This window comes from Enterobacter sp. DVT3837 (assembly GCF_056238685.1).
In genome coordinates, this window is record NZ_JBWDLA010000002.1 from 981,128 (window position 1) to 996,594 (window position 15,467).

16 protein-coding genes are annotated in these 15,467 nt (G+C 53.7%); 8 read left to right on the forward strand and 8 right to left on the reverse strand.

The features are described from left to right. Positions 1-24: 24 nt before the first annotated feature. Positions 25-1,524, reverse strand: a complete 1,500-nt coding sequence (locus tag AC0XWG_RS19580) for an aldehyde dehydrogenase family protein (RefSeq protein WP_049006774.1) — start codon at positions 1,522-1,524, stop codon at positions 25-27. Between the two features lie 241 nt (positions 1,525-1,765). On the opposite strand from AC0XWG_RS19580, the gene feaR reads away from it, so the two are divergent. After that, positions 1,766-2,674 (forward strand): transcriptional regulator FeaR, encoded by a 909-nt coding sequence (gene feaR, locus AC0XWG_RS19585; RefSeq protein ID WP_475681124.1) that lies wholly within the window; start codon positions 1,766-1,768, stop codon positions 2,672-2,674. On the opposite strand, the gene AC0XWG_RS19590 is transcribed toward feaR, so the two are convergent. The 3 genes from AC0XWG_RS19590 to AC0XWG_RS19600 are packed head-to-tail and all read right to left on the reverse strand — an operon-like array spanning position 2,675 to position 5,827. Continuing rightward, the gene (locus AC0XWG_RS19590; protein ID WP_028017556.1) at positions 2,675-2,992 is read right to left on the reverse strand and encodes a YdbL family probable chaperone protein; all 318 of its coding nucleotides are present in this window, start codon (positions 2,990-2,992) and stop codon (positions 2,675-2,677) included. It abuts the gene before it with no gap. Between the two features lie 7 nt (positions 2,993-2,999). After that, the gene (locus tag AC0XWG_RS19595; RefSeq protein ID WP_028017557.1) at positions 3,000-3,191 is read right to left on the reverse strand and encodes a YnbE family lipoprotein; all 192 of its coding nucleotides are present in this window, start codon (positions 3,189-3,191) and stop codon (positions 3,000-3,002) included. Then, positions 3,188-5,827: a YdbH family protein gene (locus AC0XWG_RS19600; protein ID WP_475680956.1), complete on the reverse strand. Its 2,640-nt coding sequence runs from the start codon at positions 5,825-5,827 to the stop codon at positions 3,188-3,190. The genes AC0XWG_RS19595 and AC0XWG_RS19600 overlap by 4 nt, the downstream gene beginning before the upstream one ends. Positions 5,828-6,037: 210 nt before the next feature. On the opposite strand from AC0XWG_RS19600, the gene AC0XWG_RS19605 reads away from it, so the two are divergent. Continuing rightward, entirely contained in the window at positions 6,038-7,027 is a 990-nt protein-coding gene (locus AC0XWG_RS19605) for a 2-hydroxyacid dehydrogenase (RefSeq protein WP_028017559.1), read from the forward strand. 19 nt (positions 7,028-7,046) lie between these two features. Here AC0XWG_RS19605 and AC0XWG_RS19610 read toward each other — a convergent pair whose 3' ends face one another. Beyond that, entirely contained in the window at positions 7,047-8,255 is a 1,209-nt protein-coding gene (locus AC0XWG_RS19610; protein WP_475680957.1) for an MFS transporter, read from the reverse strand. A 448-nt stretch (positions 8,256-8,703) separates the two neighbouring features. Between AC0XWG_RS19610 and AC0XWG_RS19615 the strand changes: the two genes are divergently transcribed. Both AC0XWG_RS19615 and AC0XWG_RS19620 read left to right on the forward strand, forming a co-directional pair. Continuing rightward, complete coding sequence (locus tag AC0XWG_RS19615) at positions 8,704-9,378, forward strand: MgtC family protein (RefSeq protein WP_371128440.1); 675 nt, start codon at positions 8,704-8,706, stop codon at positions 9,376-9,378. A 264-nt stretch (positions 9,379-9,642) separates the two neighbouring features. Further along, complete coding sequence (locus tag AC0XWG_RS19620; protein WP_028017562.1) at positions 9,643-9,861, forward strand: cold shock domain-containing protein; 219 nt, start codon at positions 9,643-9,645, stop codon at positions 9,859-9,861. A 90-nt stretch (positions 9,862-9,951) separates the two neighbouring features. Here the strand turns inward: AC0XWG_RS19620 and AC0XWG_RS19625 are convergent, their stop codons facing one another. Next, positions 9,952-10,116: a YnfU family zinc-binding protein gene (locus tag AC0XWG_RS19625; protein ID WP_218064858.1), complete on the reverse strand. Its 165-nt coding sequence runs from the start codon at positions 10,114-10,116 to the stop codon at positions 9,952-9,954. Positions 10,117-10,264: 148 nt separating this feature from the next. On the opposite strand from AC0XWG_RS19625, the gene AC0XWG_RS19630 reads away from it, so the two are divergent. Then, positions 10,265-10,492, forward strand: coding sequence for a hypothetical protein (locus AC0XWG_RS19630; protein ID WP_028017563.1), 228 nt, complete (start codon positions 10,265-10,267; stop codon positions 10,490-10,492). 159 nt (positions 10,493-10,651) lie between these two features. Here the strand turns inward: AC0XWG_RS19630 and dcp are convergent, their stop codons facing one another. After that, a complete protein-coding gene (gene dcp / locus AC0XWG_RS19635; RefSeq protein ID WP_475680958.1) occupies positions 10,652-12,685 on the reverse strand; it encodes a peptidyl-dipeptidase Dcp in 2,034 nt (677 codons plus the stop codon). Between the two features lie 267 nt (positions 12,686-12,952). Here dcp and ydfG point away from each other — a divergent pair, with 267 nt between their 5' ends. Together ydfG and AC0XWG_RS19645 are read left to right on the forward strand one after the other, a co-directional pair. Beyond that, positions 12,953-13,699 (forward strand): bifunctional NADP-dependent 3-hydroxy acid dehydrogenase/3-hydroxypropionate dehydrogenase YdfG, encoded by a 747-nt coding sequence (gene ydfG, locus AC0XWG_RS19640; RefSeq protein ID WP_028017565.1) that lies wholly within the window; start codon positions 12,953-12,955, stop codon positions 13,697-13,699. Positions 13,700-13,790: 91 nt separating this feature from the next. Then, positions 13,791-14,477: a GntR family transcriptional regulator gene (locus AC0XWG_RS19645; RefSeq protein WP_028017566.1), complete on the forward strand. Its 687-nt coding sequence runs from the start codon at positions 13,791-13,793 to the stop codon at positions 14,475-14,477. 35 nt (positions 14,478-14,512) lie between these two features. On the opposite strand, the gene AC0XWG_RS19650 is transcribed toward AC0XWG_RS19645, so the two are convergent. Next, positions 14,513-14,944, reverse strand: coding sequence for a universal stress protein (locus tag AC0XWG_RS19650; RefSeq protein WP_028017567.1), 432 nt, complete (start codon positions 14,942-14,944; stop codon positions 14,513-14,515). 286 nt (positions 14,945-15,230) lie between these two features. On the opposite strand from AC0XWG_RS19650, the gene ydfZ reads away from it, so the two are divergent. Beyond that, a complete protein-coding gene (gene ydfZ / locus AC0XWG_RS19655) occupies positions 15,231-15,434 on the forward strand; it encodes a putative selenium delivery protein YdfZ (RefSeq protein ID WP_014831738.1) in 204 nt (67 codons plus the stop codon). Positions 15,435-15,467 lie beyond the last annotated feature (33 nt).

Consider the following 15,467-nt stretch of genomic DNA (forward strand, 5'->3'; position numbering starts at 1 on the left):
CGTAGCCGCCACCCGGCTTGTTTTTTAATACCGCACGCACACCGACTTCGTTTCGCACCAGCCGTCCAGCCAGTCCGGGCCAAAGTCACGTCCGGTGCCAGACTGTTTCATCCCGCCGAACGGCAGGTTAGCGTCGATCAGCGTATGGCTGTTTACCCAGACGGTACCCGCCTGCAGCCTGTCGGTATATTCCAGCGCCTTGCTGATATTCTGCGTCCAGACGCTGGCCGTCAGGCCATACTCGGTGTCGTTTGCCAGCTGGAGCGCCTCTTCACCATCGGCCACTCGCACCAGGTTGACCACCGGGCCAAATACCTCTTCACGAGTGAGCCTCAGCGCGGCATCCGGGTTCACCACCAGCGTTGGTGAAACGTAATAGCCTTTACCTTCCGGCCCACGGTTGCCGGCGATCAGTTCCGCATGACGGGACTTCGCTTCATCGAGGAAAGTCTGCACCTTGTCGCAATGCGCACGCGAAACCAGCGGGTTAATAAAGGCTTCCGGCGACATGCCCGGCCCGACGCTCAGCGATTTCACCGCCTGTTCAAACCCGCTGACCAGCGTGTCAAACAGCGGCGCTTCGATATAGATGCGGGAGCTTGCCGCACAGACCTGTCCCTGATTCAGGAAGCTGCCGGTCATCAGGCCTTCAATCACCCAGGCAGGGTCGGCATCTTTCAACACGATGGCCGGGTTTTTCCCGCCCAGTTCCAGGGTCACCCCGGTTAACGTGTCCGCCGCCGTGCGGGCAATTTGCTTACCCGTTGCCGTTGAACCGGTAAAACTCACTTTCGCAATGTGCGGATGCGAGGTCAACGCTGCGCCACACACCGCGCCGCTACCGGTTACGACGTTGAACACCCCGTCCGGGATGCCCGCTTCGCTGGCCAGCTCCGCCACGCGCAGCATGGTCAGCGGCGTGGTTTCTGACGGTTTAATCACAATGGAACAGCCCGCGGCCAGCGCAGGCATCACTTTCCACATCCCGATCATTAGTGGGAAGTTCCAGGGTACAATTCCGGCCACCACGCCAACCGGCTCTTTGCGCGTCCACGCCTGGTAGCGGGCCCCCTGTGGCAATGGGATAGAGAGATCCAGCGTTTTGCCAGCGATCTTCGTGGTCAACCCGGCGGTATAGCGCATCCAGTTCAGGGTGCAACCTACTTCAAAAGCGCGGGAAATGTTAATGGATTTGCCCTGCTCCAGCGTTTCAAGCTGAGCCAGCTCCTCACTGTGCTGCTCAACCAGATCGGCAAAATGGAGCAAGATCCGCTCGCGTTCAGCTGGTAATTTTCCGGCCCAGCTGCGGGCAACAAACGCGCGCCAGCCGGACATCACGGCGCGGTCAACATCGTCAACGCTGGCATCGGCGGTCGAGGCAATCACCTCGCCCGTGGCCGGGTTGTAGACATTCAGCCGTTTTTCACTGTCTGATGCGGCCTGACGCCCTTCGATCCACAGGCCATGATGTCGGTCTAGAAACTGCTGCACAGCAGGTTGGATTGCCACCAGTGATTCAGACATAGGGTACTCCTTCGTTATTATTCGTCGGGTGTTAATCCAGTCTAAGAGGGGTTTCGCATTCTCGCTTTTGTCTGTGTGACATTCGCTTTGCCACCTGTGACAGGCTCCGCAAATCGTGATAATTCCGCCTTATATCACTGTTCCCGGTGAGTGTTCTTTCCTATAGTCAGCCTCATAGCTCTGACAAAATGCAACACAAATGCAACAATGCGAAAACGTTGACGGCGCAGTGAGAGAAACGATGGCGTGTGCAAGCGAGCAGGAACAGTATCAGCAGTGGCTGGCGCAAATTAACCAGGTTTGCGGGCGCTTTAACGCGCGTCCTCTGGAGGGAAAATTCTTCGGCGAACTGGAAACCAGCTACGCGCGCAGCCTGAAGCTCAGTACCGTTACCGCAGGCGGCGTGAATCTGTTCCGCTCCCGTCAGGAGATCGCTCAGAGTAATGATGCCTGGTTCTATACCGTGTTCCAGCTTGAAGGCAGCGCAGAAATTGAGCAGGATGACCGGCGCTCTGTGCTAAAAACCGGTGATATCACGCTGCTTGACGCATCCCGCCCCTGCTCAATCAACTGGCAGGAAAAATCCCGTCAGATTTCGCTGCTGGTACCCCGTCAGATCATTGAGCAGCAGTGTCGGTTTCAGGAGATCAACTGCGCGCTCACCCTTTCCCGTTCGTTGCCAACGGTACAGCTGAGTCATCGTCTGTTAATGGACAGTATGAACAATGCCGATCTGAGTGACCGGGAGAGTGAAGCCGCGCTCGAAGCGATGGTCTGCCTGCTGCGCCCCGCTTTCCAGCAGCGCGAGTTGATTCAGCCGCGTAAGGAACGCCAGTTCCTGCATGTGGTGGCGCTGATCGACGATCATATTCAGTCCGAATCTCTGCGCCCGGAATGGATTGCCGCCGAAAGCGGTATGTCCGTGCGTAGCCTCTACCGCATGTTTGCCGAGAAAGGGCTGGTGGTGGCGCAGTACATTAAAAACCGTCGTCTGGATCTGTGCGCGCAGGTGTTGCGTTCTACCAGTGATGACGAAAAGCTGGCGGGGATTGGCTACAGCTGGGGATTTACCGACCATAGCCATTTTTCCACGGCGTTTAAGCAGCGTTTTGGCGTCTCGCCAGGTGAATACCGCAAGCGCTACCGCTAACTATTTTTTCAGCCATTTTCCGTTAATGCCCTTCACATACTCGCCGGGTTGAGCACGGGCAACCAGTTTTTGTCCCGCCATTTTCGCCACTTCATCGACCGGTAAATTATTGCTGTCAGCCAGCTTCTGGTAGTTTTCCGTGCGCGCCGCATTGATACGGTTAACCAGCGCCAGCGTTTCCGCATCCTGTTGGATCGGGGCAAGATACCCGCTCAGGGTTTCCCCTACGCGCCCCTGCGCCCGGGCATCATTTAAGGTGAGCGCGGCCGCCTGCACGTTCATCCCCAGTGCCAGTAAAATCAGAGCTAATCGTTTCATGGCGTCCTCAGAACAGATCGCTGCGCGATTTCAGCAGAGTTTCAACGTCTTTATCGACCTTAATGTGGATCTCATGTTCGATTTTGACATTCATATTGATGGTAATCGGCTCTTTCGGTGCCGCGACTTCAATGCGCGGCGTACAGCCACTCAGTAGCGCGACAACGGCAACGGTGAGTACACCAGCCATCTTTTTCATTGTTGTTCCTCACTTTCCTTGCCAGTCGAACTGCGGGGACCGGGTATCGCCGCGTGTTGCTCAAACCAGGTTTGCAGGTTGTCTCCAAAACGCAGGCTGCGCCAGAGGGTAAAGACATTCTCGTCATGGGTATAGTTCAGGTTGACGGTGCTGCTTTTGCCATCGACACGGCTGGTCCCCTTGATGGTGGCCTGCATGGTTAATTGCCCCAGGTTATCTAAATTGATTCTCGTCCACGAACGCGAAATTTCCATATAGCGGAGCCAGTTAATCGCGGCGCCCGCGACCATATTATCGTTCACAATGGCGTCTGCGGTATCTTTGTCGATACGCAGCGTCATGGGCCCGGGGTTTCTCAGCCAGCCATCTTTGATGATCCATTTTTCATTGTCCAGCCAGAACGGCAGCGCCCCGCTGACCGGCCCCGACATGGCAAACTGTTTCGGATTGACGGCGCTAATCAGCTCGCTGGAAGAGATATTATCTACGCGCAGCAAGGCCGGATCGTGCTGCGGCATCCTCAGCTGCTGCATGGTGATCTTCCCGCCGAGGGTTTCCACCTTCACGTTGGTGAGCAGAAGCGGATTGTCCTCCGTCCAGGGATAATCCCCCTGTAAGTCGGCGGTGATGTTGCGCGCGGTCACCAGGTTTTCGACTTCATCTATGCGCAACGTGACCGGGCCGCGCGTGCCCAGGGACCAGGTCCCTTCGCTGAAGCGGAACGGCAGCACAAAATCGACGCCGTTGACCTGGTTATCAGGCATCCAGGCGCTGCCGGATTTCAGCACGCCGTGCCCACCGGCTTCAAAGCCCTGATCGGCCGCCGCCGAGAAGGCGACCTGCGCATAGAGTTCCCCGTCACGCAGCGTCATTTTCCAGTCCGGTGGTATCAGCGGCTGAAATACGGTAAGCGACTGTTTCGGCCACCAGGCCTGCCCGCGAAGACGTTCCCCATCCCATCGACCATTTACCTGTACCGGGCCAATTTTGTCTGCATGGAGGTCGCCCTTGAACTGGAAAATCGTTGGGTCTGTTCCGTCGACGCTAAAGGTCAGTACTGAGGGCGGTAACACGCTCCCGCCGGAGAAGCGGGTTTGTCCCGCATTGAGCGCCAGCGCGCCGCTGAAGGTGGGTTTTTCGGGGTCACGGAACCAGCGCACCGGTTGATCCAGCACCAGACGCGGCTTGCTGACTTCCATCGTACCGTACTGAAGTTTGTCAAAACCGGTGGAGAGCGCAGTTAGCTCAATGAGGTTGTCACGCCATTCGCCTTTCCCGGCGACATCCCAGCGCGCATTCATCGGCGTAAAGCCCCCTTTTCCCCAGTAGCGCCACTGCCACAGACCGTTGTCGGGTAAAAAGTCGTTGGCCTGGCCGTCCAGGTGGAGCTCAAAATCGCCCATTTCGTTTTCATGGGCCCGCAGAATGGCCTGCAAACGGCCATCAACACCCTTTTGCGTGAGCTTGACGCCCGCCAGTGGCCAGCGAATTTCATCAATATTGAGGGAGTTAATAATGCGTCCGCGTGAACGAAGCAGCGCCCCCGGCTCAAAGGAAAGCTGAGGTTCATACAGGCTTCCGGTCAGTTTTGCCGGCAGTCTGGCGTAGAGAATAAGGTCGTTTTGTTTCGCCTCACCGCTCAGATACAGCGGCATGTCGCTGTTTTCCATACTGAGCCTGCCCGGCCCAAGGTTCAGAACCGCGTTGCCTTTCCCTGCATCACCTTGGGTAAGCACATTGAGACGTCCGGACAAGGTAGCTTTCTCCAGTCCCTGTTGCCAGTTGTCGACTCGCAGGCCAACTCGCCCGCTCAGCGGCATACCGGAGAGGTCCCAGTTCCAGCGTCCGTCACTGATATTCAGCTGTTCTGCCGTGATCTGCCACGGGAGATCGAGCAGCGGGTCGGGATTATCGCGCGCCATCACCACCAGTTGTCCCTGATTTTCCTCCCAGTCCAGATCGGCATCGACCAATGAGGTGAGCTGTGGCACGTTAAAGGTCGCGACCGCGTGGCCTTTAACCGGTACCCCATCGGGAACCAGCGGCAGAGTGAACTCGCCCACCAGTTTTATGGGCTGAGGCCGATCGGGAAGCTGTACATCGAACTGGCTGACGGAGAGCAACTGTCCACGAAGTTTCCCTTTAATGCTGACCTGCTCGCCTTTATAGGTAATCTCCTGGCTGGCTGGCGTCAGCGAGGCATAAAGCTCGCCCTGCCATTGTTGCCAGGGCGAGAGCGTCAGGCGATGAACGGTAAGCCAGGTCTTCGGTAAAACCGCCTGCCACTGTGCCAGCGTTTTGGGCGCAACCGTTGAGGGTGCAGACTGAGGGATTTTGCTTAAACACGCGGAATTAAGCTCGAGCGCACCGATATCCAGTTTCCAGCGACTGGGACGTGACAGCGTCACGTTATCGACCCGGGCAATCTCACAGTCTTCAACCAGATAGCGAACATCGGGAATGACCAGTGCGTGACGGGTGATTTTGGGGCTTTGTTCAAAGGCGATACGTGTCCCGACGGGTAGCCAGATACCGGCAAGCGTTGGAACCCACTGGGCGAGCGTCATCAGCAGCGTCAGCGGCAAGAGGATGAACAGCAGTGAAAGCGCAATTGCGGCTTTGTATTTACCCTTCATGGGCAGTTAATATCCTGATTTAGCGAAAGAATTAAGCCGACATTGCCGATCATTGTCGCATGTTTAGCCAGTCAGTTGAAGGGAATGCCATTTTTAAGGATAGATGCTCTAGAATAATTGATAGAACTTATTGAATTCAATAATATTTCAAAAATTGTAAGATAATTTTAATCATGCTAACGTGAATGCAAAATCACTGGAGAAAGTCTTATGAAACTCGCGGTATATAGCACAAAGCAGTACGACAAAAAGTATCTGCAACATGTTAACGAGGCTTACGGGTTTGAGCTTGAATTTTTCGACTTTCTGCTGTCCGAAAAAACCGCCAAAACGGCGCACGGCTGCGAAGGCGTCTGCATTTTTGTGAACGATGACGGCAGTCGTCCGGTGCTGGAAGAGTTGAAAAAACAGGGGGTGAAATACATCGCCCTGCGCTGCGCGGGTTTTAACAACGTTGACCTCGACGCGGCGAAAGAGCTGGGTCTGAAGGTGGTTCGCGTGCCGGCGTACTCACCGGAAGCGGTCGCGGAACATGCGATTGGCATGATGATGTCGCTCAACCGTCGTATTCACCGCGCTTATCAGCGCACCCGTGATGCTAACTTCTCGCTGGAAGGACTGACCGGCTTTACCATGTACGGCAAAACCGCCGGCGTGATCGGCACCGGTAAAATTGGCGTCGCCGCCCTGCGCATTCTGAAAGGCTTCGGCATGCGTCTGCTGGCATTTGATCCCTACCCAAGCGCTGCGGCGCTGGAACTGGGCGTCGAATACGTCGACCTGCCAACCCTGTTCTCACAGTCTGACGTGATCTCCCTGCACTGCCCGCTGACGCCGGAAAACTACCACCTGCTGAACCAGGCGGCATTTGACCAGATGAAAGATGGCGTGATGATCATCAACACCAGCCGCGGTGGGTTGGTTGACTCTCAGGCCGCCATCGAAGCGCTGAAAACGCAGAAGATTGGCGCGCTGGGGATGGACGTGTATGAAAACGAGCGCGATCTGTTCTTTGAAGACAAGTCTAATGATGTGATCCAGGACGACGTGTTCCGCCGCCTGTCTGCCTGTCATAACGTGCTGTTTACCGGACACCAGGCGTTTCTGACTGCCGAAGCGCTGATCAGCATTTCGGAAACCACGCTGGGGAATCTACTGCAGCTGGAAAAGGGCGAAGCGTGCCCTAACGAACTGGCATAAGCCTAGCGCCGGGTGGCGGCTATGCCCCACCCGGCGAACTGTCAGTTTCCCATGTCCGATGAGCACAGCGCCACCACAGCAGGACGGCCACCAGGGCAATCGCGCTCAGTACGCTGAACGCCGTCGCAAAAGAGTAATGACCGGCGATCGTACCGGTTAACGCCGGACTCATGGATGCCCCAATCCCCTGCATCAGCATCACCACGCTTTGCCCGGCATTGACGTGCCCGCTTCCGCGCAGCAGCACCACAATAAACGACGGTACCACGACACCCAGGATCCCGGCGGCCAGTCCGTCGAGGATTTGTACCGGTATCATCATTAACGGCGCGTCCGTAGATGCCGCCAGCGCCGCGCGCACCGGCATAACCAGCAGCGCCAGCATAATTAAGCGCCAGTAGCCGTAGCGTTCTATGCGGTGTGCGACCCAGATGGCAACGGGGATCATCACGGCCTGTGAGATGATGACGGTACCCGCCGCATACAAACCGGGGTTAATCGAGGCAGGTGCCGCTGCAACTCTCATGCTCAGCATCGGCAGCAGCGCGGCGTTTGCCAGGTGAAACAGCAGCAGCGTCAGCCCGGTCACAAACAGCGCACGGTTTTTCATCAGCACCGCAAAACCGGGAACCGGCAGGTTCGCCTGAGATGACAGCCCGCGCGCGGCGTTGTTGTCGATATCGCCGTGGCGAATGGCAAGCAGCGCGCAGAGCGTGAGCAGCGTCGTGCAGGTCATCAGCAGGAAAATCCCGCCCACGCCCCAGTACCAGGCAATGCCGCCTGCAATCAGTGCAGTGACAAAGTTGCCGCCGTGATTGAACGCCTCATTTCTGCCCATCTGCGCACTGAACCCGCTCTGGCCGGTCAGCCCCAGCGTTATACCGGCGATCAGCGGCCCCACAAATGCCGCACTGATACCGCTGACAATTTGCGAAACAGCAACAACGCTGCTCTGCTGGCTAAACCAGAGCAGGAGCGTGCTGAGGGTGATGAGCAGGCACACCAGCGCCAGCACGGATCGCTTGCTGCGTGAGGTGTCGGTGATAAATCCCGCCGGCAGCGTGGCCAGTAATCCCGCCAGACCACCAGCCGTCATCAGTATGCCGATATCATCTGGGGACCAGTAACGTTCAGTCAGAAAAATACCGAGAAAAGGACCAAGACCATCGCGGACATCCGCAATGAAAAAACTGGTCAGGCACAACGCCCGCAGTGAACGAAGAGACATACTGCCTGCCTTAGCATGTTACAGCCTGTTATAAATACAATCGAGTATACCGGGTATTGTTGAAAATCAGGTGACATCTATAAAACTTTTCCCCGAACTTAAACAATTCATAACGAACGTTGTTTTTTCGCTTTACTCATTATAAAGCCTTATTATACTGGCGATAAATTTACACAGGAGTCCTTCGTTGGAAAGTCACCTTATATATGATACGAAGGTAAGCTAGTGCGATTTCACGCTGCTTACCTGAACGGTGGGCAGCAATCATCTCAACGCGATTGCATCCCGACACTTTAAGAACCGCTATAATTGTGGGTAATCGCTATGTTTCTGTTTACACATTCACTCTTCCCGCCGCCGTCGCGCTGAAAATACGCAGTGTTTAAATGGCGTCATATAGTGCTTTAGCACTGACGTTTATTATTGAATAACGTAAACAGGCGACAGGATGATGTTCCCATATATCTCTCATCTGCTCGCAGCAATGCTGCTGGGCGCAATTATTGGCGCAGAAAGACAATGGCGCCAGCGGATGGCCGGGCTTCGTACCAATGCACTGGTTGCTACAGGCGCGGCAGTGTTTATTTTAAGTTCCGTCTCCACTTCTCCTGATAGCCCGGGGCGCATCGCAGCACAGATCGTCTCCGGAATAGGTTTCCTCGGCGCAGGCGTGATTATGCGTGAGGGAATGAATATTCGGGGTCTGAATACCGCGGCAACGCTGTGGTGTTCGGCCGGAATTGGTGTGCTATGCGGATTAGGCCAATTCTGGAATGCCGCGATGGCCAGCGTAATTATTCTCTGTGCTAACATATTGCTTCGCGAAGCCGCGCAGCGGATTAATCAACTCCCCGCGCTTCACGAAGGCGAAAAATGTTATGTTCTGAAAGTGACCTGTAATGATGAGCATGAAGATGCCGTGCGTCAGAATGTCGTCAAAATGGCACAAGAGCTGACGTTAAGTCTGAAAGCCATTTATTCAACGGCAGCGAAAACAGAAGGAACCACCGAAATTCGGGCTGAAGTGATTACCCGGGAGGAATACCGAAAATTACTCGATTTGATTATGGGTAATATGGGTGGTAATAAAATTATCGCTTCCGTAAGCTGTCATGCAATTTGAACATAAGCCGGGCTCTGTGCCCGGCTACGCGACCACTCAGCAAGCACACGCGCCCAGACGGCTAAAATAAAATTTGCTAATTAATCCTGTCCGTGCATTAATGATCTCGTTGGTTCGATGCAATACTGAATGTAACATTTTACTAAGCAGTCCTCATAACCAGGCGCTATCGCTGATACCCCCTCCTTTTGAGTCCATACGTATACAGTTTATACGTTTCCTATCATAACGTTACTACTTTAAAAGCATTCAAATGGAGTATATATGTCGTCAAAAATTTTAGGTCTGGTTAAGTGGTTTAACGAAGATAAAGGCTTTGGCTTTATCTCCCCGCTTGATGGCAGTAAAGATATTTTTGTCCACTTTTCCGCCCTTGAGGGGGACAGTTTCAACACACTTTTTGAAGGTCAAAAAGTCGAGTTTGCTATCATTAGCGGCAGTAAAGGCCCTGCAGCAGGCAACGTAACGCTTTGCGATAAATAATATCACCACGGACCCGCGATAACGATGACGGTTTTCCTGAGTAGACGGGTCCTTAGCATTGCTTTTTAATTTTCTGGCGATATTATTTTTTTAAAATCGTTGAGAGGACTTAAAAAGAGTATTGCAATATGGGCAAACAAGCTGTGCGCCCTTTTGTACGCGATTATAGCTGTGCTCTGAATCTTTCGAGCAGTTTGGGCAGGGACATTTGACTAAATGATTTCGACGAAATTGCGTATTTTTACGTCCAGACATAGGCTTCTCCTGATTAAATGGACTGCCACAGTACACGTTAAGTCAGGATATTGCTTGCTTTAATTTTCGAAAAAGTTAGAACAATGAATAAATCAGTCTCTTTGGACGGCATCAGCTTAAAAAATCACGAATGATTACAGGGTGATATATGAAAAAGGTGATAGTGTTCTTTAATGGTAAGCCGAGCAAAGTTATGACCGTGCTTAAGGGCATTACATCCATACGTGAAGAATACCCGAATGGCGAAGAGGTTAATCTTCAAATAATGTCTGCTGGTTTTCCGTCTTTAACAGGCGATCATGATGTTATCTATGTTGCCTCGGATCGGGAACTTACCTCTCAGGAAATACTCGATGCAGCACAAAAATATTTGTGATGTCTCGGGTTCGCAGTTAATTTTTTGAATTAAGATTAGAATAACAATTATGCATCATCATTAGCGCCTGCTTAACGCAGGCTTTTTTTATGACCATTTGTCCTCAACGGTGAGCGGGTCAAGCGGGCGCTAACCCTGGATGACCCGCCAACTATGGCATTACGCGCTCAATCCGCGATTCTCCAGCATCGGTTCAATCTTTGGATCGTGCCCGCGCCAGTTACGATACAGTTCCGCTAAATCTGTACTATTACCACGGGATAAAATCGCCTCACGGAATTTTTGCCCGTTTTCACGGGTTAAACCGCCCTGCTCGACAAACCACTGATAGCCATCGTCCGCCAGCATTTGTGTCCACAGGTAAGCGTAATACCCCGCCGCGTAACCGCCACCAAAGATATGGGCAAAGTAGCTGCTGCGATAACGCGGCGGTACGGCGGGCAGATCCAGCCCCTCTTTTTTCAGGGCGGCGGCTTCAAACGCCTCGACACTTTCAACAGGCTCACGAATACTGTGCCAGTTCATGTCCAGCAGCGCGGCACTGAGTGTCTCCGTCATGTCATAGCCTTTGTTAAACTGAGTCGCACTCAGCATGCTTCTCCGTAGCGCTTCCGGCATCGGTTCACCGGTTTCAAAATGACGGGCGTAATGGGCAAATACCTGAGGATGGCTGGCCCAGTGTTCGTTTATTTGCGACGGAAACTCAACGAAATCACGTGGGGTATTGGTACCCGCGAGCGTGGCGTAGCGCTGGCTGGCAAACAGCCCGTGTAGCGTATGGCCGAACTCGTGGAACAGGGTAATCACATCATCCCAGGAGAGTAGCGCCGGGCGTCCATTACCCGGTTTCTGATAGTTACAGACGTTGTAGATAACCGGACGGGTGGCAAATTCATAGGATTGCACGACAAAACTGTCCATCCACGCCCCACCTTGCTTGGAGTCACGGGCAAAGAAGTCACCGTAGAACAGTGCCATACCAACACCCGTGTGGTCGAAAATTTCCCATACGCGAACGTCCGGGTGATAAACCGGGATATCAAAGCGCTCCACAAAGCGGATGCCAAACAGCTGGCTGGCCGTCCAGAATACGCCATCGTGCAGTACGTTATTGAGCGCAAAATACGGCCTGATTTGCGACTCATCGAGGGCATATTTTGCCTGACGCACGCGCTCCGCATAAAAGGCCCAGTCCCAGGCCTGCACGGTGAAACCACCCTGTTCGTCATCAATGACATTCTGAATATCGGCCTGCTCGCGTTCCGCGCGGGTACGTGCGGCAGGCACAATGCCACGCATAAAGGTAAGCGCGGCGTCTGGCGTTTTCGCCATCTGGTCGGCAATGCTCCAGCTGGCATAATCCTCAAAGCCCAGCAAGCGAGCCTGACGTGCACGTAACGCAGTAAGACGAAGGATCAGCGCGCGCGTATCGTTCTCATCCCCTTTCTGGGTACGCGTCCAGCCTGCGTTAAACAGATTTTCCCGCGTCTGACGATTGCGCAGCGCCGAAAGCGCGGGTTGCTGGGTGGTGTTCAGGAGCGGGATCAACCAGCGATCGTTAAGCTCTCTCTCGGTGGCAGCCTGTGCGGCATCAGCGATTTCGTCAGCGCTAAGCCCATCAAGCTGGTGTGCGTAATCCACCACCAGCCCGCCAGCTTTATCAGCAGCCAGCAGACGCTGATTAAACTGGCTGGTCAGAGAGGCCGCCTCGGTATTAAGCGCCTTCAGCTCGGTTTTTTCTGTCTCATTCAGACGTGCGCCGGCCAGAATAAACCGCTGATATGTCTCCTCAACCAACCGACGGGATTCAGCGTCCAGCGCGGCACGGTCCTGCCAGACGCTCTCCACGCGAGCGAAAAGCGTGTCGTTTAGCCAGATATCGTTCGCCAGCGCGGCAAGTTCGGTAGAGAACTGCTCTTCCAGTTCCTGCAGGTACGCATTGGTGTGTGCGGAGGTCATGGCGAAGAAAACGCTGTTGACGCGCGTGAGCATGGCGCCGCTTTTCTCCAGCGCCAGTACGGTGTTGGTGAAGTCTGGCGCAGTGGTCTGAGAGACAATGGCGTCAATATCCGCCCTCTTCTGGCGAAGCGCTTCATCGAAAGCCGGGCGATAGTGGCTATCGTTGATTTCATCAAAATGAGGTGCCTGGTAAGGTAAAAGGCTGATTTCAAAAAAGGGATTCGTGGCCGTCATCTTTTGCTCCTGAGTACGGGTATCCTCCCAGAGTATACACTTCATCCTTCAAGCTGCCTCTGCGTTGGCTTTCCTCGTTCACCCCAGTCACTTACTTATGTAAGCTCCTGGGGATTCGCTGCGTCGCCGCCTTGATGCAACTTGAATGATATTGTGTATAGGCCAGGCCGCCATCCCCTGCAATGCTGTCATACAAATGTTGCCTTAACGCACCCTCGGCGACCGTGCTATGTTAGTACAACACAAAAAGCGTTGAGGAACAGTGAGATGATTATTTTAGTTACCGGGGCGACAGCGGGTTTTGGTGAAAGCATCACGCGTCGCTTCGTCGCCAACGGACACAAGGTGATTGCAACGGGCCGTCGTCAGGAGCGCCTGCAGGAGCTGAAAGACGAATTGGGTGACAGCATCCTGACCGCACAACTGGATGTGCGTAACCGCGCGGCCATTGAAGAGATGATTACTAACCTGCCTGCCGAATGGCGTGCCATTGATGTGCTGGTTAACAATGCCGGTCTGGCGCTGGGCATGGAGCCTGCCCATAAAGCCAGCGTTGAAGACTGGGAAAACATGATCGACACCAACAACAAAGGGCTGGTCTATATGACCCGCGCGGTGCTGCCGGGCATGGTCGAGCGCAACCGCGGCCACATTATCAATATTGGTTCCACCGCCGGGAGCTGGCCATATGCGGGCGGCAACGTCTATGGCGCGACCAAAGCGTTTGTGCGCCAGTTCAGCCTGAACCTGCGTACCGATCTGCACGGTACGGCCATTCGCGTCACCGATATCGAACCGGGTCTGGTTGGCGGGACTGAATTCTCCAACGTGCGTTTCAAAGGCGATGACGCGAAAGCGGGTAAAACCTACGAAAACGCTAACGCGCTGACGCCGGAAGATGTCACTGAAACGGTGTGGTGGGTGGCGACGCTGCCGAAACACGTCAACATCAACACCGTAGAAATGATGCCGGTCAGCCAGAGTTTTGCCGGACTTAGCGTCCATCGTGGCTAACTGAGCCCTTCCCGGCCTGCGGGCCGGGTCTGTTTCGGGTTATAAAAAAATGGTAGTATGTTCAGGCTAACTCTCTGAGAAATGACAACTCATGGCCGCTGAATCGCAACTCAATCCCACCCAGCCAGTAAACCAGCAAATCTATCGCATTTTGCGACGTGATATTGTCCATTGCCTGATCCCACCGGGTACACCGCTTTCTGAAAAAGAGGTGTCCGTGCGTTTTGACGTTTCCCGTCAGCCGGTGCGCGAAGCGTTTATTAAGCTCGCAGAAAACGGTCTGATTCAGATCCGCCCGCAGCGCGGCAGCTATGTGAACAAAATTTCACTCTCTCAGGTGCGCAACGGCTGTTTTGTTCGCCAGGCGATTGAATGTGCCGTCGCGCGCCGTGCTGCAACGCTTATCAACGACAACCAATGTTATCTGCTGGAGCAAAATCTGCACCAGCAGCGCATTGCGATAGACCGTAAACAGCTCAATGATTTCTTCCTGCTGGATGACGAATTCCACCAGAAACTGGCGCAGATTGCCGATTGCCAGCTGGCCTGGGACACCATCGAGAACATTAAGGCCACCATCGACCGCGTGCGCTACATGAGCCTCGATCACGTCTCCCCGCCGGAAATGCTGCTCCGCCAGCATCATGATATTTTCAGTGCGCTTGAAAAACGCGATGCCGACGGTGTGGAAAAAGCGATGACACTGCATTTGCAGGAAATTAGTGAATCTGTGCAGCTTATTCGCCAGGAAAATAGCGAGTGGTTCAGCGAAGAGTAACATTTGCCGCACCCCTTACGGATGCGGCGAAGAAATTAACGAACGACTAATACCGGAATAGTGGCATAGCGCAGAATAGACTCCGCATTTGAACCAAGCAGATGAGTGGTGATGCCCGGGTTTTTCGACCCGATGACGATCACATCATATTCCCCCTCCTTGCTCAGCTTGATAATTTCATCGCGGACATTGCCAAAACGAACCATGCCGTGAATATTCTCAGGGGAGATATCGAACAGTCTCTTTAACTCGTTCATTTTCTTCCCGGATTCAGCGGTCATATACTCTTCAAACTTTTTAATATCAGCGTTAAACCCGCGCAGCAGTGAGCGACTGCTGGCCGGAAGAATGTTGACCAGGGTAATCGACGCACCCTCAGCCTTTGCCAGGTTGGCCGCATGGCGTACCGCTTTATCGCTTAACTCCATTTCAAACACATCAACAGGCATCAAAATCTTCTTATACATAAGCCTGACTCCTTATTCCGATGAAGGGTTATTTCCTGTCTCCAGAATGGCATCAGAAATATAAACCAACCCTCAACGCTTCCCTATCGAAACTATCAGCTTATGAAAATAACGGTCTGCTTTGTAAATTGCTGTCGTGAACCGTCAGCACTCGATGCAATAAACAAAAAAGTGTGAGTTTGATCAAAAACAAAAACATGAAGCGCGGACAGGCGTATTTATATGCCCCGTGAACGGCAAACCTGAATTAGCGCCGTAACGGATAAGTTAGAGAGGAGAATATACCATGATGACATACGACCGTAACCGTAATGCAATTACCACTGGCAGCCGCGTCATGATAAACGGCACAGGCCATACTGGGGTCATTAAAGCGATCCATAGCGACGGTCTTGATGCCGCGCAAGTGCGTCGTAGCAAAACGGTGGAAGTGGAAGGATGCGAAGGTAAGTTCGAACCGATTGAACTGATTCGCCTGGGTATGCACTAAATTGTACCCGTACATGCCGCCGCGAACGGCGGC

What these genes read in the sequence shown, in the direction of transcription:
- AC0XWG_RS19580 (WP_049006774.1), bottom strand. Translation starts at nt 1,524, where the DNA reads ATGTCTGAATCACTGGTGGCAATCCAACCTGCTGTGCAGCAGTTTCTA.
- AC0XWG_RS19630 (WP_028017563.1), top strand. Translation starts at nt 10,265, where the DNA reads ATGAAAAAGGTGATAGTGTTCTTTAATGGTAAGCCGAGCAAAGTTATG.
- AC0XWG_RS19600 (WP_475680956.1), bottom strand. Translation starts at nt 5,827, where the DNA reads ATGAAGGGTAAATACAAAGCCGCAATTGCGCTTTCACTGCTGTTCATC.
- AC0XWG_RS19615 (WP_371128440.1), top strand. Translation starts at nt 8,704, where the DNA reads ATGATGTTCCCATATATCTCTCATCTGCTCGCAGCAATGCTGCTGGGC.
- AC0XWG_RS19605 (WP_028017559.1), top strand. Translation starts at nt 6,038, where the DNA reads ATGAAACTCGCGGTATATAGCACAAAGCAGTACGACAAAAAGTATCTG.
- AC0XWG_RS19595 (WP_028017557.1), bottom strand. Translation starts at nt 3,191, where the DNA reads ATGAAAAAGATGGCTGGTGTACTCACCGTTGCCGTTGTCGCGCTACTG.
- AC0XWG_RS19645 (WP_028017566.1), top strand. Translation starts at nt 13,791, where the DNA reads ATGGCCGCTGAATCGCAACTCAATCCCACCCAGCCAGTAAACCAGCAA.
- AC0XWG_RS19590 (WP_028017556.1), bottom strand. Translation starts at nt 2,992, where the DNA reads ATGAAACGATTAGCTCTGATTTTACTGGCACTGGGGATGAACGTGCAG.
- AC0XWG_RS19625 (WP_218064858.1), bottom strand. Translation starts at nt 10,116, where the DNA reads ATGTCTGGACGTAAAAATACGCAATTTCGTCGAAATCATTTAGTCAAA.
- AC0XWG_RS19650 (WP_028017567.1), bottom strand. Translation starts at nt 14,944, where the DNA reads ATGTATAAGAAGATTTTGATGCCTGTTGATGTGTTTGAAATGGAGTTA.
- AC0XWG_RS19620 (WP_028017562.1), top strand. Translation starts at nt 9,643, where the DNA reads ATGTCGTCAAAAATTTTAGGTCTGGTTAAGTGGTTTAACGAAGATAAA.
- AC0XWG_RS19610 (WP_475680957.1), bottom strand. Translation starts at nt 8,255, where the DNA reads ATGTCTCTTCGTTCACTGCGGGCGTTGTGCCTGACCAGTTTTTTCATT.
- feaR (WP_475681124.1), top strand. Translation starts at nt 1,766, where the DNA reads ATGGCGTGTGCAAGCGAGCAGGAACAGTATCAGCAGTGGCTGGCGCAA.
- ydfZ (WP_014831738.1), top strand. Translation starts at nt 15,231, where the DNA reads ATGATGACATACGACCGTAACCGTAATGCAATTACCACTGGCAGCCGC.
- dcp (WP_475680958.1), bottom strand. Translation starts at nt 12,685, where the DNA reads ATGACGGCCACGAATCCCTTTTTTGAAATCAGCCTTTTACCTTACCAG.
- ydfG (WP_028017565.1), top strand. Translation starts at nt 12,953, where the DNA reads ATGATTATTTTAGTTACCGGGGCGACAGCGGGTTTTGGTGAAAGCATC.